The organism is Shewanella sp. W3-18-1 (genome assembly GCF_000015185.1).
GTDB classification, from domain to species: domain Bacteria; phylum Pseudomonadota; class Gammaproteobacteria; order Enterobacterales; family Shewanellaceae; genus Shewanella; species Shewanella putrefaciens.
Map to the genome: position 1 here is coordinate 2,012,011 of NC_008750.1, position 22,737 is coordinate 2,034,747.

General features: G+C 42.5%; 17 protein-coding genes. 6 read left to right on the plus strand and 11 right to left on the minus strand.

Annotated features, from left to right (window positions below):
* The first annotated feature begins 125 nt into the window (after positions 1–125).
* Complete coding sequence (gene corA / locus SPUTW3181_RS09130) at positions 126–1,073, plus strand: magnesium/cobalt transporter CorA (protein WP_011789083.1); 948 nt, start codon at positions 126–128, stop codon at positions 1,071–1,073.
* 59 nt (positions 1,074–1,132) lie between these two features.
* Here the strand turns inward: corA and SPUTW3181_RS09135 are convergent, their stop codons facing one another.
* The gene (locus SPUTW3181_RS09135; protein ID WP_011789084.1) at positions 1,133–2,395 is read right to left on the minus strand and encodes an HD-GYP domain-containing protein; all 1,263 of its coding nucleotides are present in this window, start codon (positions 2,393–2,395) and stop codon (positions 1,133–1,135) included.
* A gap of 115 nt (positions 2,396–2,510) precedes the next feature.
* On the opposite strand from SPUTW3181_RS09135, the gene SPUTW3181_RS09140 reads away from it, so the two are divergent.
* The gene (locus SPUTW3181_RS09140; protein WP_011789085.1) at positions 2,511–3,206 is read left to right on the plus strand and encodes a 2OG-Fe(II) oxygenase; all 696 of its coding nucleotides are present in this window, start codon (positions 2,511–2,513) and stop codon (positions 3,204–3,206) included.
* Positions 3,207–3,222: 16 nt separating this feature from the next.
* Here the strand turns inward: SPUTW3181_RS09140 and SPUTW3181_RS09145 are convergent, their stop codons facing one another.
* The 4 genes from SPUTW3181_RS09145 to SPUTW3181_RS09160 form a co-directional block, all read right to left on the minus strand.
* Entirely contained in the window at positions 3,223–4,572 is a 1,350-nt protein-coding gene (locus tag SPUTW3181_RS09145) for a sensor histidine kinase (RefSeq protein ID WP_011789086.1), read from the minus strand.
* Complete coding sequence (locus SPUTW3181_RS09150; RefSeq protein ID WP_011789087.1) at positions 4,563–5,237, minus strand: response regulator; 675 nt, start codon at positions 5,235–5,237, stop codon at positions 4,563–4,565. The genes SPUTW3181_RS09145 and SPUTW3181_RS09150 overlap by 10 nt, the downstream gene beginning before the upstream one ends.
* A gap of 170 nt (positions 5,238–5,407) precedes the next feature.
* Positions 5,408–5,767: a hypothetical protein gene (locus SPUTW3181_RS09155; RefSeq protein ID WP_011789088.1), complete on the minus strand. Its 360-nt coding sequence runs from the start codon at positions 5,765–5,767 to the stop codon at positions 5,408–5,410.
* 167 nt (positions 5,768–5,934) lie between these two features.
* On the minus strand, positions 5,935–7,260 hold the full coding sequence (locus SPUTW3181_RS09160; RefSeq protein ID WP_011789089.1) for a dicarboxylate/amino acid:cation symporter: 1,326 nt from the start codon (positions 7,258–7,260) through the stop codon (positions 5,935–5,937).
* Between the two features lie 216 nt (positions 7,261–7,476).
* Between SPUTW3181_RS09160 and SPUTW3181_RS09165 the strand changes: the two genes are divergently transcribed.
* The gene (locus tag SPUTW3181_RS09165; protein ID WP_011789090.1) at positions 7,477–10,032 is read left to right on the plus strand and encodes an Ig-like domain-containing protein; all 2,556 of its coding nucleotides are present in this window, start codon (positions 7,477–7,479) and stop codon (positions 10,030–10,032) included.
* A gap of 61 nt (positions 10,033–10,093) precedes the next feature.
* Here SPUTW3181_RS09165 and astB read toward each other — a convergent pair whose 3' ends face one another.
* A complete protein-coding gene (gene astB / locus SPUTW3181_RS09170; RefSeq protein ID WP_011789091.1) occupies positions 10,094–11,428 on the minus strand; it encodes an N-succinylarginine dihydrolase in 1,335 nt (444 codons plus the stop codon).
* A 328-nt stretch (positions 11,429–11,756) separates the two neighbouring features.
* Here astB and topA point away from each other — a divergent pair, with 328 nt between their 5' ends.
* Positions 11,757–14,399, plus strand: a complete 2,643-nt coding sequence (gene topA, locus SPUTW3181_RS09175; RefSeq protein WP_011789092.1) for a type I DNA topoisomerase — start codon at positions 11,757–11,759, stop codon at positions 14,397–14,399.
* Positions 14,400–14,584: 185 nt separating this feature from the next.
* Here the strand turns inward: topA and zomB are convergent, their stop codons facing one another.
* Positions 14,585–15,364, minus strand: a complete 780-nt coding sequence (gene zomB, locus SPUTW3181_RS09180) for a flagellar motor control protein ZomB (RefSeq protein ID WP_011789093.1) — start codon at positions 15,362–15,364, stop codon at positions 14,585–14,587.
* Positions 15,365–15,592: 228 nt separating this feature from the next.
* On the opposite strand from zomB, the gene cysB reads away from it, so the two are divergent.
* The gene (gene cysB, locus SPUTW3181_RS09185; RefSeq protein ID WP_011789094.1) at positions 15,593–16,570 is read left to right on the plus strand and encodes an HTH-type transcriptional regulator CysB; all 978 of its coding nucleotides are present in this window, start codon (positions 15,593–15,595) and stop codon (positions 16,568–16,570) included.
* 82 nt (positions 16,571–16,652) lie between these two features.
* Here cysB and SPUTW3181_RS09190 read toward each other — a convergent pair whose 3' ends face one another.
* The 4 genes from SPUTW3181_RS09190 to SPUTW3181_RS09205 all read right to left on the minus strand — a co-directional run bounded on the left by SPUTW3181_RS09190 (position 16,653) and on the right by SPUTW3181_RS09205 (position 20,191).
* On the minus strand, positions 16,653–17,315 hold the full coding sequence (locus SPUTW3181_RS09190; RefSeq protein ID WP_011789095.1) for a response regulator transcription factor: 663 nt from the start codon (positions 17,313–17,315) through the stop codon (positions 16,653–16,655).
* A gap of 221 nt (positions 17,316–17,536) precedes the next feature.
* The gene (locus tag SPUTW3181_RS09195) at positions 17,537–17,968 is read right to left on the minus strand and encodes an acyl-CoA thioesterase (protein ID WP_011789096.1); all 432 of its coding nucleotides are present in this window, start codon (positions 17,966–17,968) and stop codon (positions 17,537–17,539) included.
* A gap of 154 nt (positions 17,969–18,122) precedes the next feature.
* On the minus strand, positions 18,123–19,196 hold the full coding sequence (locus tag SPUTW3181_RS09200; protein ID WP_011789097.1) for a 3-deoxy-7-phosphoheptulonate synthase: 1,074 nt from the start codon (positions 19,194–19,196) through the stop codon (positions 18,123–18,125).
* 182 nt (positions 19,197–19,378) lie between these two features.
* Complete coding sequence (locus tag SPUTW3181_RS09205) at positions 19,379–20,191, minus strand: pyruvate, water dikinase regulatory protein (protein ID WP_011789098.1); 813 nt, start codon at positions 20,189–20,191, stop codon at positions 19,379–19,381.
* Between the two features lie 124 nt (positions 20,192–20,315).
* On the opposite strand from SPUTW3181_RS09205, the gene ppsA reads away from it, so the two are divergent.
* Positions 20,316–22,685 (plus strand): phosphoenolpyruvate synthase, encoded by a 2,370-nt coding sequence (gene ppsA / locus SPUTW3181_RS09210; RefSeq protein WP_011789099.1) that lies wholly within the window; start codon positions 20,316–20,318, stop codon positions 22,683–22,685.
* Positions 22,686–22,737: the final 52 nt, after the last annotated feature.

Consider the following 22,737-nt stretch of genomic DNA (forward strand, 5'->3'; position numbering starts at 1 on the left):
TTTTCTTTATTTTACTAAATTATCTTATGCATCTTTTCATTGCTAACTTATGCGGTAAACTAGCGACAATTTTTTAGCCTGCACTTAAGTGGCCTTTTCGCTTAGGTTTTGTTTCAGGAGGACAAATGATTACTGCTTATATCTACGAAAATCGTCACCTCACCGTGGCAGAAATCAGTATACAAGACAGTATTCCCACGTCGACCATTTGGTTAGATCTTTATAAACCTGATGATGCAGAGCGAGAATGGTTAAGTCATTTTTCCGTTGAAGAAGTCCCTGATGAAGAAGATATTAATGAGATTGAGGCGTCGGCGCGTTTTTATCAAAATAGCGATGGGCTTCATATCAACTCTCTGTTTCCACAACGTGTAGGCCAAGACGTCCGCGGTGTAAACGTCTCATTTAATTTACGCAGCAATTTTTTGCTGACTATCCGTGAAGAAGATGTAGGACTTATCCGCTTATTACGTAACTACCTACGTTTAGGTCGACTTGAGGTTTCTACTCCACAGGAGTTGTTCCTCGAGCTTTTTAATCTCAAAGTGGACTACCTTTCAGATTTAATTGAAGACGTATATACCGTATTGGAAAATGTCGGTGAGCAAGTATTTGATAACGATCAACTTGATAGCGTGTTCAAACTGATCACCTTGCAAGAAGACTCCAATGGAAAAATTCGTCTAAGTTTGCTCGATACTCAGCGTTCACTGCGTTATATGCAGCGTTACTACCGTGGACAATTGTCCGATGAGCATCTTAAAGATCTGCGGGAAATGTTGTCAGATATCGAGTCACTGATGCCCCATAGCCAGTTTATTTTCGATAAATTAAACTTTTTGCTTGATGCGGCGATGGGTTTTAGTGGATTACAACAAAATAAAATCATCAAAATATTCTCGGTTGCGGCAGTGGTATTCCTGCCTCCGACGCTCATTGCCAGTAGCTATGGAATGAACTTTAGCAGTATGCCGGAGCTTGAGTGGCAGTATGGTTATCCAATGGCAATAGTAATGATGTTAGCTAGTGCGGCAGGCACTTACTTTTTCTTTAAACGTAAACACTGGTTATAACACTAGGTCAGATTATTGAGACAAAGCCGAATAGTTAATTCGGCTTTTTTTATGACAGGTTACTTACGGCTATCGCCACCAAAATAGTAACTGACACGCTCACGGGGATTAAGATATTCATGTACTTTTTCGGGCAGAGCGGCCGGAGGAAGGCAGCGAACAATACTAATACCTTCCAGTTCAAGATCGACGATTGGCGCTTGATCCTTTGGCACTTGGGCATCGTAGACCAGAATCTTAGGACAGAGCAGCTTTTGCAGATTAACTGACATCACCATGGCATATTGACCACTGGATAATTCCACTACACTGCCAGGGGGATAGATGCCGAGCATTTTGATTATCTTTCCAATATATTCTTGATTTAACTTCGTTTTATATTGTTTATACAAATGCCCCAGAGCCGCGTATGGCATCATTGGTTTATCTTGCGGGTTGGGATAGCAAAGTGAGTCGTACTCATTTACTACTGCAAGAAGCTGTGACATTTGATCCAAATCTGCCTCCTTAAGTCCCTTAGGGTAACCAGTGCCATCAAGAAACTCATGGTGGTTAGTAATGGCGGGGAGTGCACTAGGTGGAAAGTTTTCCGCTAGTTTTAGTAGTTCAACTCCGAGTAATGGATGTTGTTTAATAAAGTTAAGTTCGGGCGCTGACCAAGGTGTTGATTTTTTAAGGATCTGCGGGGGGATTTTGAGTTTACCCACATCGTGGAAAAGGGCGCTTAAACCAATCGCTTCAATTTCACTGCGACTCCATTCCATCTCTTTCGCAATCAACATTGATAGAATGGCGACATTTAATGAATGGTAATAGATGCTTTCATCTTGCTTAGCATCACTCATTAAGTGCAGAACCAAATTGTCAGAAGTGAGTAGCTGTTCGACTATGCTATGGACTAAATCCTTTGCATCATCAACGGCGTTGAGTGGGCGATTACGTAGTTTGGAGATCATGCTACGCATCATCGCCACTGAGCGAGTAAAGTTTTGTTCTGTTTTATGGATATCTCTGCGCAATTTTTTTTGCACTTCAATTTGCTCAGCCTTGTAAAGTTCCATGTCATTTTTAAGGTCATGGATCTCTGGAGCAGGAGGCAACTTGATCGGGTTTACGGCATCAATACTCAAAGGTTCAACGTCGCTCCGCTCTAGATCGACGATAACATGTGCAATGCCAAGGTTTTTAATTAACTCAATTTGTGCAGCTTGTTTTATATGGAAGCTACTGAATAAAAAGGGATGATCTTTCCAAGCGACGGGCAAACGCACAAAGTTACCTATCTGGAGTTGATGAACTGACACTTTACAGCTTTTTTTCATATTTTTGTTATCGCGAAGTCAATGGTGTTATTTAATATCAATAATGCTGCTTTACAATTACTTAACTAGCATGTCAGCATAGCAAGTATAGAAACAATTACACCATTGAGGATGTATGGACTTTATTGAAGTATACCCTAATGCGTTACCAGATGACCTGTGTGACCGTCTGATTTTAGCATTTGATCAACATACTGGTGTTGTCGATGGACAAACAGGAAATGGTGTTGACCCAGAAAAGAAGATCAGCCGAGATTTAACCTTAGATAATTTTGACGATATGCAGCCCTTAAAAAATGAGCTTTTAAGTTATACCTTAAAAGGAGTTGTCGATTATTTTACTCAGTATTCTATGGCATTAATGGGGGCGGTGGCGGTATCAGTAAGTGATGCTGAGGGAAAGCCTACGACCTTAACCCCCTCAAATTTTGCTCAGTTGGGATTGCCTAAGGTTGATGGGCTAGTTAAATATTTGTATCGCAGTGGCAGTATCAATATTCAAAAATATCAGCGTAATAAAGGTGGTTATCCCCACTGGCATTCAGAACAGTTTCCACAAAGTGGCCATAATGAGGCCTTACACCGTGTTGTGTTTTATATGTTTTATCTTAATGATGTTGAGGAGGGGGGAGAAACGGAGTTTTACTACCAACGACGTAAAATTAGTCCTAAAAAAGGCACTATGGTTATAGCGCCAGCAGGGTTTACCCATTCCCACCGTGGCAATATGCCTATCAGTAATGATAAATATATTGCAACATCTTGGGTCATGTTTAACCGTGCTGAGCAATTATATACGGTATACGCTTAATCATGGTATGTAGAGATTAGACTGGGATGCGGATCCTAAAAAGAGCCCCTTCCAAATGACTTTCTTCAATATCGAGTGCCCCACCATAACTGTGAACAATTTCATCGCATACGGCTAAACCAATACCTTGACCTGGCGATTGTGTATCGGCACGTACACCGCGTTGGATTATCTTTTGCCGCAGTGTTTCCTCTACACCTGGTCCATCATCTTCGACGATTAATTCAAATTCACCCAGTGCATTAAAATGAGCACTGAGCTGTACTTGGCTAATACATAGTCGAAAAGCATTTTCCATTAAGTTTCCACACAGTTCCATTAGATCACCTTTGTTACCTGGAAACTGTAAGTTAGGTGCTATCTTGGCGGTAAAGTTAACTTGTTTATCGCGGTAAATTTTAAATAGCATCTGCGAAAGCTGATCAACCAGTGGTGCTATAGCGGTATGCTCTTGTTTTAGTCCTTGACGGCCGAGCATCGCGCGCTTGAGCTGATATTTAACCAGTTGATCCATCTGGCTTATTTGCTCCATAATCTTTTCATTAGCAGATTGCTTGCTTAGACTCGTATCGTCAGTGATGGCATGGACAGCGGCTAGACGAGTTTTAAGGCTGTGAGCTAAATCGTTCATCGCATTTTGATAGCGTTGTTGCTGGGCACTTGATTGTTGTAACATTTGGTTCAGTGCTTGAGTTACCCCTTCTAACTCAACAGGGTAACCCTCTGATAGGGATTTAGTTTTACCTTCATTGATCGATTGCAACTCATTTTGCATCAGTACCAGAGGGCGCATTCCCCAATAGGCAGCACTGACGAGTAAAATTAAGGCTAAGGCCAATACCATGGCTAAGCGCATGTAAGTCCGCTTACTGAATTTACTGTATTCTTGTTCAAGTTTCTCGGCATCTTTCATCACCAGCAGGTTATAGTGTACGCCTGCAATTTCTACTGCGAGTAAATAGACAAAGTAGCCTCTTTCATCGGCCATGGTTAGATAATAGGGCGGTGAATCGTTACGGATTTCATTAAAACGTTCGCAGGTATCAAATAAACCACGATCGACTGCGAGTGATGATGTCCATACCTGTTTGAACTTGTCATCACAACTAGCGATAACATAGCGTTCTTGTTTGTTATTTTCTTCGAGCCATGCGCTGGTATCAGGAATGAGATCATGTTCCCTTAACTCTGCGGCGACTTGAGGTATTTCGGCAATGAGTTGGGCAGTTTCTTCGTTGTAACTATTTTGCGCGTGCAGAATATTCACCATCCACGCTAAGCCAAAACCCACTAAAGTGATTATTGATAGTGAGGTGAGAAACATCCGCGTGAGCAGACGTTTCTTAAAGGTAAATTTTAGTTGCATGGCAGGTTAAATTTATATCCTTGGCCACGAATTGTTACTATAGGATTATCTATACCATCTCGGGTAAGTTTTTTACGTAGACGACTCACCATCACTTCAATTGTATTGGGGTCTCCTTCTTTATCGCCATAAATCACATCGAGTAAACGTTGCTTAGCGACAACTTCATGGCAATGACGCATTAAATATTCGAGAATTAAATATTCAAAAGCGGTGACTTCCATCACTTCATTGGCAAGCGTGACTTGTTTTGCGGCGAGATCAAGTTTTAACTCCCCACTTGTGATAACCGGTTTAACGAATCCAGCACTGCGGCGTACTAAAGCATCTAGCCTAGCAACAAGTTCTTCTTTTTGAAAAGGTTTGACTAAATAGTCGTCAGCACCAGCATTGAGACCTTCCACTTTATCTTGCCAGTTTACTCGTGCGGTTAAGATCAGAATAGGGGCTTTGAGTTCTGCGTCACGCAGTTGCTGAATAAGGCTGATCCCATCTTGGTCTGGTAAGCCCAAGTCGACAATCGCAACATCGATGGGGTAATTCGTGGCTTGATAAAACCCTTCTTTAGCCGTGAGGGCAACTTGTACCTGATTGCCTAAATCGCTTAGTTGTACTTTTAGGTGGTGGGATAAAATAACATCATCTTCAACAACCAAAATTCTCATAACATTTATGCCTCAACGTCAATTAGGCTCAGTTTACGCAAAATACCCACTGGAGCCAAATAGTGTCTTATCCTATCTAAGATGAACTTAACCTAGGCTGACCGAGGTTAATCATTGATTAAAATAAACACTAAATAGAATGTATTAAAAAGAGATTTGAGTGCGCAATGTTAATGAATAGAGGAAGTGCCCCAGTAGGATTTTTGTCTCCTTAATCGCAATATACCGTTAAAGCAGAAAATTGCACCAAAGGTAAACAGCATTACAGCCCCCATAATTACCGCTAATCTTATCCAAGGTGTACCGTGAGCCATTCGTATTTGTATTGCATCAATAGCGGTAACACCCCAAACTGAAAAAATACTCACAAATAGAATGACTTGTAATAACCGTATGATGAGGCTGTGTTTAAGATATATGCCAAGTGGTGCTAGCGCAAATGCACCTGCTAAATATAGCTGGTCATATCGTAGGAAATGGGCACTCAGTAACCAATAAGCGACAATTATCCAAATGCTTCTCCACCACATGTTATTTCTCCATTATGCTGAAATTAAAAATTTAACTAATGTAGCGAGAAATGAAGTTTCATTCTACCCGTATGTTCACACTTATGGATATCATGCATGACTGGCACATAAATAAAAACGCCACAGTGATGTGGCGTTTTTATTAGGAGTCATATGCTAAACAGGAGCTAGTTTTTTGAATTATCCAGTAGGTGTACTTGTTCATCAAAGCTTCGTGCAACTTTCCCTGCTTGAGTGTTATTAAACACAGTTTCATTAAATTCGCCTTCAGATTTAGCTATCACAACAGTGGCGACACAATCACCGGTAACGTTAACGGCGGTACGCACCATATCGAGTAAGCGGTCAACACCAATGATCAATGCGATACCTTCTACAGGTAAACCCACTTGATTGAGAACCATGGCCAGCATAATAAGACCGACACCAGGTACTCCTGCCGTGCCGATAGATGCCAGAGTTGCTGTGACTACAACGGCGGCATAATCGGTCAGTGTTAATTCAATTCCAAACACTTGGGCGATAAATACCGTGGCGACACCTTGCATAATTGCGGTGCCATCCATATTGATGGTTGCACCAAGGGGGAGAGTGAAAGAGGCTATTTTATTATCGACACCTAATCTGTGTTCAGAAGCTTCAATTGTAATCGGTAGGGTTGCATTTGAACTTGCCGTTGAAAATGCAAAAAGCTGCACATCGCGCATTTTGCGAATAAAGATAAGCGGGTTTAGCCCCGAGAGAAGCTTGAGTAACATTGGGTAGACAACAAAGGCATGGACTAATAATACAACGAGTACTACAAAGAAGTATTTTACGACACTTCCAAAAGTCTCAAGACCTAAGGTTAATGCGAGTTTTCCCATCAGCGCAAATACACCGTAAGGTGCTAACTGCATAATTAAGGTAACGACGCGCATTATCACTTCATTTAAATCTTCAAATAATACGGCAACTCGCTTACCTCGCTCACCAATATGCGCAATAGCAAATCCGAAAATCACTGCAAATATAATAATTTGCAGCATATTCCCTTCACTCATTGCTTGCATCGGATTGGTTGGCACTATGCTAATTAATACATCAGCTAATCCAGGTGCATCCTTAGCGACATAGTGCATTTTTTCTGTAGCTAACGATGCGTTACCTGGATGAACAATCACTGCACTGATAATTGCGATAGTTAAAGCAATTGCAGTTGTAAATAAGTAAAAGGCTAATGTTTTGCCACCTAAACGGCCGAGTTTTGATGGTTCACTGAGTGAGCATGTCCCACAAACGAGAGAGATAAACACTAAAGGTACCACTAACATTTTTAAACTAGAGATAAAAATAGTGCCGATAACATGCAAAAAACCTTCGGTTATATAATCTTTCACAAACACACTTTCAGGGAAAGCGCTACGAAGCAAAAGTCCAAAGAGAATACCACTTGCCATACCTAACAGAATTTTGCTTGTGAGACCGAGTTTATTTTTAAGCGAGGTTGCCATGGGGGTTCCTGTATGTTTTTTGTACTTTCTATTTTTTGGCGTTCACAAGCCTAACAAGAAAATGCAGAAGATGAAATGATGCCAAATGTTAAATATGTTTTTTATAAAAATAAATAGATGTAAAAATGTATAATTTTGGTGAAATTTGTGTGTTTTTACTCTATAGATTATAGGCATCTAGTTAGTATTATCATCTAAGCAACAGGGAGCCTGACAATGAAGTCAGTGTATAAGGTTTTTCTTGTAGGATTATGTTCACTTTTCTTCGTTGCCTGTGGTGGTGGGGGCAGTATTTCCGATGATGGTGGTACAACGCCGCCTGCTGACAAGTATGTTATTAAATTAGAACTGGTTAATGTTGATGGGCAGGCCATATCAACTATTTCAAATGCAACTCTTGGCAAGCTTATTACTACTGTGACTAAAAATGCGAGTCCACTGGTAGGTGCTCGAATTGTATTTAACTTAGAAGGACAGGGAGGCTTAACACCTGATAGTGGTGTTACTAATACTGAAGGTAAAGTGTCTATTGATGTTTTACCAGGTAATAAACTTGGCTCTGGAAGTATTACGGCTACATATGCACCAATCAGTGGAAGTGTTGTCACTTCAGTTCCAATTTCTTTCAACACTAAAGGTGATGGTGGTGACGCTGGAGGTGGCCCTCAAGTAACATTAAAGCTAACCGACGCTGCAGGAAATTCAATTAATAGCATTACATCGACAACGTCTGGCATATTGTCGGCAACGGTGACCGGACTCACTAAAACCGCGATAGTGACTTTTGATTCCACAATTGGTGATTTGCCCGTCAAGACGGCCATTACTGATCTCAATGGTAAAGCAAGCGTTAATTTATATGCAGGTAGTACACCGGGTGCGGGGACTGCAACTGCGTCATTAAGTACGGGTGAGGTAGGGGAGCAAGTTTTTGTTGTGGGTGCTACCAATGTGTTAATGGGAAGTGGCTCGCCTTTTGTTTCGGGTAAGGCTGATGTGAGTGCATTAACCTTATCAGCAGGAGGGACTGCAACTATTTCAATCTCATTACAAGATGATCAGGGGAAAGCGTTTACTGAGCCAGTGGATGTTCGTTTTGCTTCAACCTGTTCAAATAAAGCCAGCCCTGAAGCTATAATTAGTAGCCCCGTGACCGCGGTGGGTGGGCAGGCTACAAGTACATATCTTGCCAAAGGATGTGTGGATGTTGACAATATTACGGTGACCGCGAATGTGGGTGGCAAAAACTTGTCAGCGACGGGTAGCATTACAGTGTTGTCAGCAAGTGCAGGGAGTGTCGTTTTTGTTGATGCCACGCCCGAACATATTGGTATTAAAGGGACTGGAATCAATGAGTCTTCTACTTTACGTTTTAGGGTATTAGATACCAACAATAATCCAGTCGCAAATAAAGCGGTCAGTTTTAAATTGAATAATAATTCAGCTGGATTGACGTTAACCCCCGACACCGCAACATCAAACAATCAAGGGTATGTACAAACAGTGGTTAATTCCGGCACCGTTGCGACAACGGTAAGGGTTACGGCAAGTATTGATGGGACTAACCCATTAATTTCCAGTCAATCCAATGTACTTGTTGTTTCCACAGGTAAACCAGATCAAGACAGTTTTTCACTCTCAGCTTCCGTTTTTAATGTTGAAGGTTGGAATTATGACGGCGCTAAGGTCACTATTACAGCCCGTCTAGCCGATGCCTTTAATAACCCTGTACCTGATGGAACCGCTGTAGTATTTACTGCTGAGGGTGGTTCGATAGAGAGTTCTTGCCAAACACAAAAAGGGGTTTGTTCCGTGGTCTGGACAAGCCAGCAACCTCGTCCTGTGGGTGTTGATGGTAATGGACCACTTTTTGATGCAAATGGCAATCAGAACCAAGATCCTAATGCAATGCTTAGAGCCGAGACCAATTTTGCCAGTAAAACATATCTGGGAAATTATTTTGGTCAGCCCTATGGCGGTAGGGTGACTATTACTGCCACAGCCATTGGTGAGGAGTCATTTCCTGATTTAAACAGTAACAACATTCTCGATACTGATAGTGAGTTTAGTTTATTTGTGGGAACTCCTACGAATTGTGGTCGTGATAATAGTGGGGATTGTTATGATCTTACTGAGGCATTTGTTGATCATAATGAAGATGGTATTTATACACCTAAATATCCAAAGAATGGTTCAACGGATACTTCTGGTGATCGTGAGACTTTTACCGATTTTATTGACCCAGTTAACCCGACAGGACAAGGTGTCTTTGATTTAGCCGACGGAGAGTACAGTGGTGTGTTATGTGACAATTCCGCAGCGGCATCAGTCAAATGCAGTCCGCAAGCATCCATCTCCGTACGCCGCTCACTTGTATTAGTGATGTCAGGAAGTGATGCGATTGCCACTCGTGCTGAAAATACCTTAATTGCCGATGCTATTCCCAATAATGGGCAGATTGATATTGCGATTAAAGGCACTGCCTCCGTGATGTTTACTATCGCTGATATCAATAATCAACAAATGCCAGCTGGAACTGTGGTGAACTTTAAAGCAACGGGCGCGACGGTGACAAGTTCAACGAGTTACACATGGCCGAGTACAAATTATAACGGTGGCCGTCAGTTTGTGGTTAGCTTAAAAGGTGGCGATCAAGCTGATTCAGGAAATCTAATTGTCACAGTTACCACTCCGGGTGTAAAAGATGCGCAGGGAGGGGATATTGCTGGAACAACAACGGAGGTATTAAATATTCCTATTCTTGTGAGATAGCTCGATGTGCTAAAAACAAGGTGCTATTGGCACCTTGTTTGGATTGTTTTAAAGCACAACGCTATTTCTGGAATTGGTAGACGCTGCCAAGTTTCATGATTTGCGAAAGTTCATCTAGTGCAGTGCGTGATTCAATAATTAACTGTGGGTCAGCTAAATCTTGGGTCGTTAATCTGTCTCTATAATGTTTTTCTATCCAAGTGTTTAAGCGGTTGAATAAGGCATCATTGAGCAGAGTATGTTGATTGACTGCCGTTATTTCTTTTTCATTCATCGCAACCCGTAAACGAAGGCATGCTGGTCCCCCTCCATTTTGCATGCTTTGTTTTACATCGAAATAAAGCACTTGTTTAATCGGCGTGTTTAGTGTCAGTAATTCATTTAAATAAGCAAATACCGCAGGGTTTTCTTGGCAATCTGTTGGGGCAATAATGGCCATTTCGCCTGAGGCAAGAGTGATAATTTGCGTATTGAATAAATAACTTTTCACCGCATCTTGAATTGTCACTTTTGCTGTTGGCACTTCAATAAAATACAGTTCAGTGTCGAGCTTGCGTTTAATTTCATCAATTTTCTGTTGGGTATTTAAAAATGCTTGCTCGTGGTAGAACAGGACATTTTGGTTACCGACAGCGATAACATCGTTATGGAATACGCCTTGATCAATCACATCAGGATTTTGTTGAATGAAGACACAATTATCGTCTTCAAGCTGATGTAAACGAGCCACAGCCATCGATGCTTCTAAAGTCTGTCTAGCTGGATATTTTTGCGGTTTAGGCGCGTTGGGATTAGTGGCTTCTTGTCCATAAACAAACAGTTCAACACCTGCATGACCATACTCTTTGCAGAGGCGAGTGTGGTTTGCGGCGCCCTCATCTCCGAAGCTATTATGCTCAGGTAAGTGACTATGGTGATGAAAATAGTGGGGATCACTGAAAGTTGCTGTTAATATGCGCCCCGTTGTCAAAGGCTCTATACTGCGATGCAGTTTATCGACTAAATTTGCTGGGGTGAAATGCAGTTTGCCGTCACGTGTATCTGCACTGGGTGAAACCGTTGCCGCATTCGCCGTCCACATGCTGGAGGCGCTGCAACAGGCATTAAGCAATATTGGTGCTTCTTTTGCTGCTTGTTTTAATACATTAGCATCAGAGCCAGAAAATCCAATTCGGCGCAATGTGTAAAGGTCTGGGCGCTCTTGAGGGGCTAACATGCCTTGAACTATGCCCATATCGGCCAGTGCTTTGGCTTTTTGAAGTCCTTGTTTAGCTGCAGCTTTGGGGTTAGAAACTAAAGCAGCGTTGCTGAGTGAGGCGACATTGCCAAATGATAACCCTGCGTAATTGTGTGTTGGTCCAACGAGTCCATCAAAATTCGCTTCAAAGTGCTTCATTGCTTATCCTTGTGATAGGGAAGTTATTATTTGTTCATCTGGTCCCTGAGGGAACCCAGTATACTGAAGCTTTTCGAGCACACAAGCGGACGGTTTTGTGCTCAAAGCGACTTTTTGACGATAAATGCATAACTATTTCTTGCTTGCTGGCAAATAATGAAATATTAGTTTTTAATTACGCATATTATATTTTTACATTTTTTCAACTTTGATTAAAAAGTGACTCGCTGGTACATATAAAAGAGGGATTAACTTGAAACTAAGAGTACAACCCTCTATATATGGTGCCAATTTCCACCTTCTTGAGATTTTTGGCGCAAATTAAACTATGGGTAAATCGCTAGTTATTGTCGAATCGCCGGCCAAAGCTAAGACTATTAATAAATATCTTGGCAAAGAATTCATCGTTAAATCGAGCGTAGGTCACATCCGAGATCTGCCGACATCATCGACTTCAGAAGGCAATGAAAAGGTTAAATCCGCTGCCGAAGTTAAGAAGATGTCGCCAGAAGAAAAAGCTCAATATAAAAAGGTGAAGGATCAGCAAGCGCTGGTGTCTCGCATGGGCGTTAACCCTGAAAAGGGCTGGGCGGCTAAGTACCAAATTTTGCCAGGTAAAGAAAAGGTCGTTAAAGAGTTACAGGCACTTGCCGATTCTGCTGACCAAATCTATCTCGCAACCGACTTAGACCGTGAGGGAGAAGCTATCGCTTGGCATTTGCAAGAGGTGATTGGTGGTGATCCTTCACGGTATCAACGTGTTGTTTTTAACGAAATTACTAAGTCTGCGATTCAAGATGCTTTTAGCAAACCGTCGACACTCGACACTAACATGGTTAATGCCCAACAAGCCCGTCGCTTTTTAGACCGTGTGGTGGGCTTTATGGTGTCACCACTCTTATGGAAAAAGGTGGCGCGAGGCTTGTCAGCGGGTAGAGTCCAATCCGTCGCAGTTCGCTTAGTGGTTGAGCGAGAAAGTGAAATCAAAGCCTTTGTGCCAGAAGAATTTTGGGATGTACATGCCCAGTTAACTACACCCGCAGAAGAATCGCTGCGGATGGAAGTGGTTAAGCATTTAGATTCAGCTTTTGAACCCATCAATGAGCAACAAGCATTAGCTGCCGTGCAGGCTTTATCTTCAGCGAGCTTTAAAGTCATTTCCCGCGAAGATAAAGCGACACAAAGTAAACCTTCAGCCCCTTTTATCACCTCAACTTTGCAGCAGGCTGCGAGTACCCGTTTAGGGTTTGGTGTTAAGAAAACCATGATGATGGCTCAGCGACTTTATGAAGCAGGCCATATCACTTATATGCGTACTGACTCAACCAATTTGAGCCAAGAAGCACTCGAAAGTGTGCGTGATATGATTGGTAAAGCATTTGGTGCCAAATATCTACCTGCAGAACCTATTCGTTATGGTTCAAAGGAAGGGGCACAAGAGGCTCATGAGGCGATTCGTCCATCAAATGTCCACGTAGAGGCCACAGATCTAACCGATATGGAGCGTGACGCTCAGCGTTTGTATGAGCTTATTTGGCGTCAGTTTGTTTCTTGTCAGATGACACCAGCACAATATGATGCAACCAAATTAACGGTGAAAGCGGGCGATTACGAATTAAAAGCCACGGGACGAACGCTGCGTTTTGATGGTTGGACACGGGTACAAACCGTGCTCAAGAAGAAAAATGAAGAAGATAATACATTGCCATTTGTGTCACAGGGCGATGTATTAGCGTTGAAAGAGTTACAGCCTAAACAACATTTTACTAAGCCGCCAGCACGATACAGTGAAGCTTCTTTAGTTAAAGAATTAGAAAAACGTGGCATTGGCCGCCCATCAACCTATGCAACCATCATTTCAACGATTCAAGATCGTGGTTATGTAAAAGTCGAGAATCGTCGTTTCTATGCCGAAAAAATGGGTGAAATTGTCAGTGAACGATTAGTCAGTAGTTTTGCTGATTTAATGAGTTATGACTTTACCGCCAGCATGGAGCAAACATTAGATGATGTGGCTCGCGGCGAATTAGATTGGAAAAAAGTGCTTGATGGTTTCTATGCTGACTTTACTAAGCAATTAGAAAAAGCGGAGCGTGATCCTGAAGAAGGTGGCATGCGTCTTAACCAAATGGTGATGACGGATATCAAGTGCCCAACTTGTGGTCGTCCTATGGGGATCCGTACTGGTACAACTGGTGTTTTCCTTGGTTGCTCTGGTTATGAGTTGCCCCCCAAAGAACGCTGTAAGACGACGATGAACTTAACGCCTGGTGTTGAGGCGATTAGCGAAAACAGTGAAGATGCTGAAACAGATGCATTGCGTGCGAAGCACCGCTGTGGTATTTGCGGCACGGCAATGGACAGTTACCTGATCGATGAGAAGCGTAAGTTACACGTTTGCGGTAACAATCCGATTTGTGAAGGTTATGAGGTTGAAGAAGGCCAATTTAAGATCAAAGGTTATGAAGGCCCATTGATTGAGTGTGATCGCTGTGGCCATGATATGGAATTAAAGAATGGTCGTTTTGGTAAATATTTTGGCTGTACTAACGAAGAATGTAAAAATACTCGTAAATTACTGAAAAATGGTGAGGCAGCGCCGCCAAAAGAAGATCCCATTTACTTACCAGAGCTCAAATGCAGCAAATCTGACGCGCATTTTGTCTTACGTGATGGTGCCGCAGGTATCTTCTTAGCGGCCAGTACTTTCCCTAAATCACGGGAAACGAGAGCGCCATTAGTGGAAGAATTGGTGAAATACCGTGAATTGCTGTGGCCTAAGTACCAGTACCTTGCAGATGCGCCAATCTGTGATGACGAGGGCAATAAGGCTGCTGTGAAATTTAGCCGTAAAACAAAAGAGCAATACGTTGCTACTGAAGTTGACGGTAAAGCGACAGGCTGGTCTGCGCATTACATCAATGGTAAGTGGGTGAGTGAGTCAACGGCTAAAAAAAGTAAAAAAGCGTAATTGATTAATTTTTTAGATAAAGCATATTTGCAAGTTGTGTCGTGTGAGTATGCTTGATTAGCTAAAATTTAATGGTTGCGTGAGCTTATCGAGTTGTAAAAAAGGCCAAGCTATTGAAGCTTGGCCTTTTTGTTTTTATTAATTTGTCGTAAGTGATGTGTTGAACATAAACGCTGAAGGCAATGTTACCACTTCTTTTTCGGCTGAAATAACATATCAATATCGTCTTCTTCGTTTTTAGGTTTTGGTGAGCTTGGCTCTGATTGTTTTTGTGCGCCCATAATCTCATCTAGCAAGAGCTTTGCTTCATCAACTTTACGACCAATAAATGGATCATTAGGGGTTTGAGCTTTAATAGCGTGTAATGTTGCTAAGGCTTTAGTGACCATTTGTTTGGAAGACCCATATTGCTTCATAAAGCTTGCTGCCCGAGCGCGGGACAACATAGAGTCAACATTGATCCTAAGTTGTAAGCTATCAATGCGATTTTCTTCTTGGGCAAATACACTCGGATCGACTCTTCCCTTATTGTGTTCCGCGCGTAAAATGGCTTTTAATTTCTTTAAGGTTTGCACTAGCGCTAAAATTTGTTTGTCATTATCGGGCAATCTAAAATTCTCAATGGGAGGGACTTGAGGTGTGTTAGATTGCAATGTTGCAATTTGGTTTTTGAGATCGGCAAGGCGGCGTTGATAATCCCCCTGTTGCTGGTTTGCGCTTAGGGTAGTTGCGATCTCTAATGCATCTTGCACTCGGCGGTACAGCACCAGAATGATGTGTGTACTGCAAGGTATCATCCCTGTATTGGATAGTACCGTTTCTGTTTCATCAATAATGGCCCTTTGACGGGCAAATTCAATGCGGCGCTCCGCCTCAGCGCGCTCTTTTTGTTGTTGTATAACGTTAATTCCGATAACAAGCAGTAAAAGTGCACCGATGAGGATCAGAACAAAGGTGAATGTCATAGATGTTCCATTATTTATCCAATTGAGCTAATGCTACAATAAATCAATAAACTAGCATAGTTATCTTAGCCTAGGTTATCATTTCTGTCGTATGAATCTTCAGGGTTATGTTCTATATTCCTATTTGCTTTAATTTTTACTATATACTATAACAATTCATTATAGCTGAGTGTGATTTAGGTGCTCAGTGTTCAACAATATTCAGCGTATTTGAGACAAGGATATAAAATGAAACTGCAACAGCTCAGGTATATTGCTGAGGTCGTAAAACACAATCTCAACGTGTCGGCAACCGCTGAAAATTTGTACACATCTCAACCTGGGATCAGTAAACAAGTTCGGATGCTGGAGGATGAGTTAGGGATCCAAATTTTTGGTCGTAGTGGTAAGCATTTAACCCATGTTACCCCCGCAGGGCAGCAGGTAATTAATATCGCTAACGACATTTTAGGCAAAGTAGAAAGCATTAAAAAAGTGTCTGAAGAATATACTAAGCCGGATCAAGGTGAGTTAAATATTGCGACGACAGATACTCAGGCCCGTTATGCATTGCCAACGATTATTCGCCAGTTTATTGATCGTTACCCCAAAGTGAACTTGCATATGCATCAAGGGACACCATCACAAATAAGTGAGCAAGCTGCACGAGGCGATGCGGATTTTGCGATAGCAACAGAAGCGATGCACTTGTATTCCGATCTGATTATGTTGCCTTGTTACCATTGGAATCGTTCAGTAGTCGTGCCAAAAGAGCATCCTTTGGCTACGCGTACTCAAAAAATGACGATTGAAGACCTAGCACGGTATCCTTTAGTCACCTATGTATTTGGTTTTGACCGTGCTTCAGAAATAGAAAAGGCATTTAACCGTGCCAATTTAGAGCCGCGAGTGGTTTTTAGCGCCACCAGTGCTGATGTGCTGAAAACTTATGTGCGATTAGGGTTAGGCGTTGGAGTGATAGCGTCTATGGCTATTGATCCTAATATTGATAAAGACTTAGTTGCCATTGATGCGGGCCATTTATTTGCTCATAGTACAACGAAAATAGGTTTTAGAAAGGGGAGCTTCTTACGTAGTTATATGTATGACTTTATTCAGCACTTTGCGCCACATTTGACTCGCGATGTGGTTGAGAAAGCGGTTGCTCTGCGCGATCAGCAGCTTATCGATGAAATGTTTGCTGATAAAAATCTACCAATGCGTTGATATTTTCTCTTTTGGAGATGTAAAAAATGCCGCTGATATCAGCGGCATTTTTATGGATACGATTCTTAAATGGATTTAAACATTAAGATAAATCGACTTTATCCATTTCTAACTGGGCTAGAGCAATAACCGCTTGAGTGCGGTTACGAACGCCTAATTTTCTGAAGATAGCGGTGGCATGGGCCTTAATGGTCGCTTCAGATACACCTAAGTCATAGGCGATTTGTTTATTGAGTAAACCTTCGGCAAACATTTGCAGCACTTTATATTGCTGTGGAGTCAGATCCGACAGTTTACTTGCCATTTTATCGATATCATCATCTTCAATGGGAATGATTTCAGCACCAGCAGGTAACCAAATATCCCCAAACAATACGGCACTCAGCGCTTCTTTTAGCGTTTCCATCGATGCAGATTTAGGAATAAACCCACTGCTGCCGTAATGGATTGCTCGGCTAATTGTATTGATATCCTCATGGGCAGAAATCACCACAACGGGAAGCTCAGGATAGTGAGAACGTAAATGGATCAATGTCGAATAGCCGTGTGAGCCGGGCATTTGTAAGTCGAGTAAAACCAAGTCGTAGCTTACATCATGTGTATCCAAAACCGTTTGTAAGGCTTCGGCACTGTCGGCTTCATACCATTTGGCTTGCTCAAAGGCACTGGTCAATGCTTGACGTAGTGCATTTCTGAACAATGGATGATCGTCTGCGATAATAATATTTAAGTTTTCTTGCTTCATGGCTTTTTTGATTATCTATGTGGCGCGTGAAGATTAAATCCAATGTAACAGAAAAGTAATCAGGGATCCTATTGCTTTATGCAAGAACTGCGACAAAATTTTTATATGTTTCTGGTTGTTATAATGGAGTCTAGAGATTCTGGCGCGAAAAATGTCGCGTACTTGAGTGTGAAACAGTGCTTATTTTCGCGGCTCAAGTACGCTAGGTTACTGCTTAAATATTATTCTTTGGTCCAAACTTGTGTGGGATTTCGTTGTTCGTCTACCGCAACAAAGGTGAATACTCCTCGAATAGCATGCTCTCGATGATCATGGTACATATCTTCAACGAAGATGTTTACCTCGACTTTTAACGAGGTATTCCCCACATGGATCACTCGGGCGATAAGTTCCGCTAGCGTGCCAGCGGGGATCGGCTTTTTAAAATCAATTCTGTCTGAGCTTACTGTGACGAGTGCTTTTCGGCAGAAGCGGGTGGCCGCAATAAAGGCAGTTTCATCCATCCATGCTAATGCTTCACCACCAAATAAGGTATTGTGATGGTTGGTGATGGAAGGAAAAACGGCCTTAATGACACGGGCTTCGGATTGATTAATTCTGTGTGCGATATCATCGGGGAAACTTGGACTAGCAGCATCGGGAGAATTGGGCATACGGCAACCTGAGGTTATGCGTTTTTAAAGAGGCAAAATTATAGAGAGTTTTATCCCTGAATCATAGAAACCACTGAGGTTATAATAATAGAGATTCTGCTATTTAATAAAAAAGCTCCCCGAAGGAAGCTTTGTGTTGAAACTGTTTAGTGATTTATTGTCCATCTCGCATTAGCAATTCACGTCTTTCCCGAGAAGCATTGGCGAGATCCCGTAATAGCTTTTCAGAGTCATCCCAGTGTAAGCAGGCGTCAGTGATACTTTTGCCGTAACATAGGGCTTGGCCGTCAACCACTTTTTGATTGCCTTCTTGTAAGAAACTTTCGGCCATGATACCCGCGATAGCGGTACTGCCCGCGCGCATTTGTGCCATGATCGACTCCGCTACAATTAACTGCTTGAGATGATTTTTTTCACTGTTTCCGTGGCTAAAATCCACGACCATACGCGGAGTGACATCTACTGACTCTAGCTTTAAACGTGCTTCTTCAATATCTTGAGCGTGATAATTAGGTTTTTTACCGCCGCGAAGAATGATATGTCCAAACGGATTACCGTGGGTACGGTATACAGACATGGCGCCATCTTTGTCTGGTGAATAGAAGATATGGGGCACTTTAGCAGCGCGCACAGCATCAACGGCAATATTGATATTGCCGTCGGTACCATTTTTAAATCCTACTGGGCAAGATAGGGCAGAAGCCATTTCACGGTGGACTTGGCTTTCGGTGGTGCGTGCGCCAATGGCGCCCCAAGTGATTAAATCGGCTATATATTGGCCGTTCACCATATCTAAAAACTCGGTGGCTATGGGTAATTTCAGTTCTGTGATTTGTTGTAATAATTGGCGTGCAATACGCAACCCTTTGTTGGGCTCAAAAGTGCCATCAAGATCAGGATCTGAAATGAGTCCTTTCCAGCCTACAATTGTGCGGGGTTTTTCAAAATACACGCGCATTAGAATACACAAATCGTCTTTCAACTCTTGATGCAAAGCGGCTAAACGGTGGGCGTATTCAAGCGCTGCTTTTGTATCATGGATTGAACATGGGCCAATGATCACGAGCAGACGTTGATCCTCGCCTGTGATAATCGCTTCAACTTCACGACGTTGTTGGATAAGGTAATCGGCTGCATCTTGAGTTAAGGGATACTCAGATGCCAGTTGTGCAGGTGAGATGACTTTAGCTAATAAGGTTGTACGTAATTCGTCAGTTTTAATGGTCATTCAAAATACCGAGCTTGCAGGCGGCGCTTTTCGCCAGATTGCCTCGGATTATAACGAATCGAACCGAGTTGCACAGTGGCAATTGCGTTAATTCTCGGCAACTGTGCAATGAATTTGATTTAAGCTAGATTCATTTAAACTAAATTCACTCGGTTTATCTCACGGTATTTGGCTTTACAGCCCTAGAACATATGCCGTTCAAGGCCTGTGACATCTAATATTTTTGTGGCTATTTCTTCCACAGAATGATTAGTCGTGTCTATATAAGGAATACGTTCGCGTTTAAACATCATTTCCACTTCTTTAACTTCTAAGCGGCACTGCTTGAGTGATGAATAACGGCTATTTTCCATTCGACTCTGGCGAATTTCATGCAAACGTACAGGATCAATGGTTAAACCAAAGAGTTTTTTCTTATTACGTTTAAGGGCTTCAGGTAATTTGAGATTATCCATATCATCTTCAGTGAAAGGGTAGTTTGCCGCTTTAATACCAAATTGCATCGATAAATATAAGCTAGACGGGGTTTTACCGCAGCGAGAAACCCCCAGCAAAATTAAATCCGCTTGATCCATATGTTTCATGGTTTGGCCATCGTCATTATCCATGGCGAAATTGATCGCATCGATACGTGCTTCATAGCCGTGATTTGCTTTGCCATGGGTTCTGTGTACAACAGGTGAAGCTGAAACACCTAAATGTTGTTCGAGTGGGGCCACAAAGGTATTTAAAAAATCATAATCAACGCCCTCGCTCGAATAAATAATGTCGCGAATTTCAGCTTTTACGATGGAATGGAAGACTAATGGCCGTTCACCTGTTGTAATAAAACAATCATTTATTTGTCGCTTAACTTGTTCTGCCTTTGCCAAAGTTTCTACGAATGGAATTGTAAGTGACTCAAATTCTAATGGAAATTGCGAGAGAACTGCATGTCCAAAAACTTCAGCTGTGATCGCTGTCCCGTCGGAGATGTAGAATACTTTTGGTGCCATACTGACCTCTTGTAGTAATAAAATTACAAATAAAATTATAGATTTACGCTTCTTCGGCAGGAGTGTAAAATGCCGTTGCCCTCGTGTGAAGGGGCCACTGAAATAAACTTGCGGAGATAGAACTGTGCAGCAATACGTACTCTGGTATCAGGAATTAGGCATGGGTGACGTCAACTTAGTTGGCGGTAAAAATGCTTCTCTTGGCGAGATGATCAGCAATCTAGCTAATGCCGGTGTTCAAGTACCTGGCGGATTTGCGACTACTTCTTATGCGTTCAATGAGTTCCTTGAACAAAGTGGAGTAAACCAGAAGATTTATGACATCCTAGCCACATTGGATGTAGATGATGTCAATGCACTGGCAAAAGTAGGTGCACAGATCAGACAATGGGTGATTGACACCCCATTCCAACCAGCTTTAGAGCAAGCCATTCGTGAAGCTTACGATAAACTTGCCGCTGAAACTAGCGATGCGTCATTTGCAGTACGTTCTTCTGCCACCGCAGAAGACATGCCAGATGCCTCTTTTGCTGGTCAGCAAGAAACCTTCTTAAACGTGAAAGGATTTGACTCCGTTCTCGTGGCTATCAAGCACGTGTTCGCGTCACTCTTTAACGACCGTGCGATTTCTTACCGTGTTCACCAAGGTTACGAACACCACGGTGTTGCTCTGTCTGCCGGCGTACAACGCATGGTTCGTTCAGACAAAGCGGCGTCAGGCGTGATGTTCACTATGGACACTGAATCTGGCAACAACGATGTCGTCTTTATCACTTCCTCTTTCGGTCTGGGTGAAATGGTCGTTCAAGGTGCGGTGAACCCTGACGAATTCTATGTTCACAAGCCGATTTTATCCCAAGGCCATAAAGCCGTTGTTCGCCGTAATATCGGTAGCAAGCTCATCCAGATGGTGTATTCCGATGATGCTGCTCACGGCAAACAAGTCAAAATTGAGGACGTTGCTGCCGATAAACGTCGTCAATTCTCCATCAATGATGCTGAAGTGATGGAACTGGCTAAACAAGCCATGGTTATCGAAAAACACTACGGTCGTCCAATGGACATCGAGTGGGCGAAAGACGGTAACGATGGCAAACTGTATATCGTGCAAGCGCGTCCTGAAACGGTTCGTAGCCGTGAAGATGTGCAACTGATTGAGCGTTATCACTTAAAGAGCCGTGGCGCGGTGATCTCTGAAGGTCGTGCTATTGGTCATAAAGTGGGTTCAGGTGTGGCTAAGGTATTAACCTCTATCGCCGATATGGATCAAATCCAACCTGGCGATGTGTTAGTGACTGACATGACCGACCCTGATTGGGAACCTATCATGAAGCGCGCCAGCGCCATCGTCACTAACCGTGGCGGTCGTACCTGTCATGCGGCGATTATTGCCCGTGAACTAGGTGTACCAGCGGTAGTAGGTTGTGGTGACGTGACTGACCGTATCAAAAATGGCCAGTTAGTGACAGTGTCTTGCGCAGAAGGTGATACTGGCTTTATTTACGAAGGTAAACAAGAGTTTGAAGTGATTTCAAACCGCGTTGACTCACTGCCAGCCTTACCAATGAAGATTATGATGAACGTGGGTAATCCTGATCGTGCATTTGATTTTGCCCGTTTGCCAAACGAAGGTGTGGGTCTAGCGCGTTTAGAGTTCATTATCAACCGTATGATTGGTATTCACCCCAAAGCACTGCTTGAGTTTAACCAACAAGATGCAGCGCTTCAGGAAGAAATCAACGAGATGATCGCAGGTTATGAATCACCTGTTGAATTCTACATTGCTCGTTTGGTTGAAGGTATCGCCTCTATCGGTTCAGCTTTCTATCCGAAGAAGGTGATCGTGCGTATGTCAGACTTTAAGTCTAACGAGTACGCAAACTTAGTTGGCGGTGACAGATACGAGCCAGAAGAAGAAAACCCAATGTTGGGCTTCCGCGGTGCAAGCCGTTATATCTCTGAATCTTTCCGTGATTGTTTTGCCCTAGAGTGTGAAGCGATCAAACGTGTCCGTAATGACATGGGACTGAAAAACGTTGAAGTTATGATCCCATTCGTTCGCACTGTGAAAGAAGCTGAGCAAGTTGTAGGTCTATTGGCTGAGCAAGGTTTAGAGCGTGGTAAAGACGGTTTACGCGTCATTATGATGTGTGAAGTACCTTCAAACGCCTTGTTAGCAGATCAATTCCTTGAACACTTCGATGGCTTCTCTATCGGCTCAAACGATTTAACTCAGCTAACGCTCGGTTTAGATCGTGACTCAGGCATTATTAGCCACCTGTTCGATGAGCGTGATCAAGCTGTTAAGATATTATTATCGATGGCGATTAAAGCAGCTAAAGCGAAAGGTGCTTATATTGGTATATGCGGTCAAGGCCCATCAGATCATGCTGATTTTGCTGGTTGGTTAGTGGAGCAGGGCATTGATACTGTGTCACTTAATCCTGACACCGTAATTGATACATGGCTATATTTAGCTGAAGCTCACGGGTGATCTTCGTTATAATTTTGTAAACATATAAAAAAAGCCGCTTTTTAGCGGCTTT

Excerpts from the sequence above, each read along its gene's own strand:
- corA (WP_011789083.1), top strand. The coding sequence starts at position 126 with ATGATTACTGCTTATATCTACGAAAATCGTCACCTCACCGTGGCAGAA.
- SPUTW3181_RS09145 (WP_011789086.1), bottom strand. The coding sequence starts at position 4,572 with ATGCAACTAAAATTTACCTTTAAGAAACGTCTGCTCACGCGGATGTTT.
- SPUTW3181_RS09160 (WP_011789089.1), bottom strand. The coding sequence starts at position 7,260 with ATGGCAACCTCGCTTAAAAATAAACTCGGTCTCACAAGCAAAATTCTG.
- SPUTW3181_RS09195 (WP_011789096.1), bottom strand. The coding sequence starts at position 17,968 with ATGCCCAATTCTCCCGATGCTGCTAGTCCAAGTTTCCCCGATGATATC.
- SPUTW3181_RS09135 (WP_011789084.1), bottom strand. The coding sequence starts at position 2,395 with ATGAAAAAAAGCTGTAAAGTGTCAGTTCATCAACTCCAGATAGGTAAC.
- SPUTW3181_RS09155 (WP_011789088.1), bottom strand. The coding sequence starts at position 5,767 with ATGTGGTGGAGAAGCATTTGGATAATTGTCGCTTATTGGTTACTGAGT.
- SPUTW3181_RS09165 (WP_011789090.1), top strand. The coding sequence starts at position 7,477 with ATGAAGTCAGTGTATAAGGTTTTTCTTGTAGGATTATGTTCACTTTTC.
- SPUTW3181_RS09140 (WP_011789085.1), top strand. The coding sequence starts at position 2,511 with ATGGACTTTATTGAAGTATACCCTAATGCGTTACCAGATGACCTGTGT.
- SPUTW3181_RS09200 (WP_011789097.1), bottom strand. The coding sequence starts at position 19,196 with ATGACCATTAAAACTGACGAATTACGTACAACCTTATTAGCTAAAGTC.
- topA (WP_011789092.1), top strand. The coding sequence starts at position 11,757 with ATGGGTAAATCGCTAGTTATTGTCGAATCGCCGGCCAAAGCTAAGACT.
- zomB (WP_011789093.1), bottom strand. The coding sequence starts at position 15,364 with ATGACATTCACCTTTGTTCTGATCCTCATCGGTGCACTTTTACTGCTT.
- astB (WP_011789091.1), bottom strand. The coding sequence starts at position 11,428 with ATGAAGCACTTTGAAGCGAATTTTGATGGACTCGTTGGACCAACACAC.
- SPUTW3181_RS09150 (WP_011789087.1), bottom strand. The coding sequence starts at position 5,237 with ATGAGAATTTTGGTTGTTGAAGATGATGTTATTTTATCCCACCACCTA.
- cysB (WP_011789094.1), top strand. The coding sequence starts at position 15,593 with ATGAAACTGCAACAGCTCAGGTATATTGCTGAGGTCGTAAAACACAAT.
- SPUTW3181_RS09190 (WP_011789095.1), bottom strand. The coding sequence starts at position 17,315 with ATGAAGCAAGAAAACTTAAATATTATTATCGCAGACGATCATCCATTG.
- SPUTW3181_RS09205 (WP_011789098.1), bottom strand. The coding sequence starts at position 20,191 with ATGGCACCAAAAGTATTCTACATCTCCGACGGGACAGCGATCACAGCT.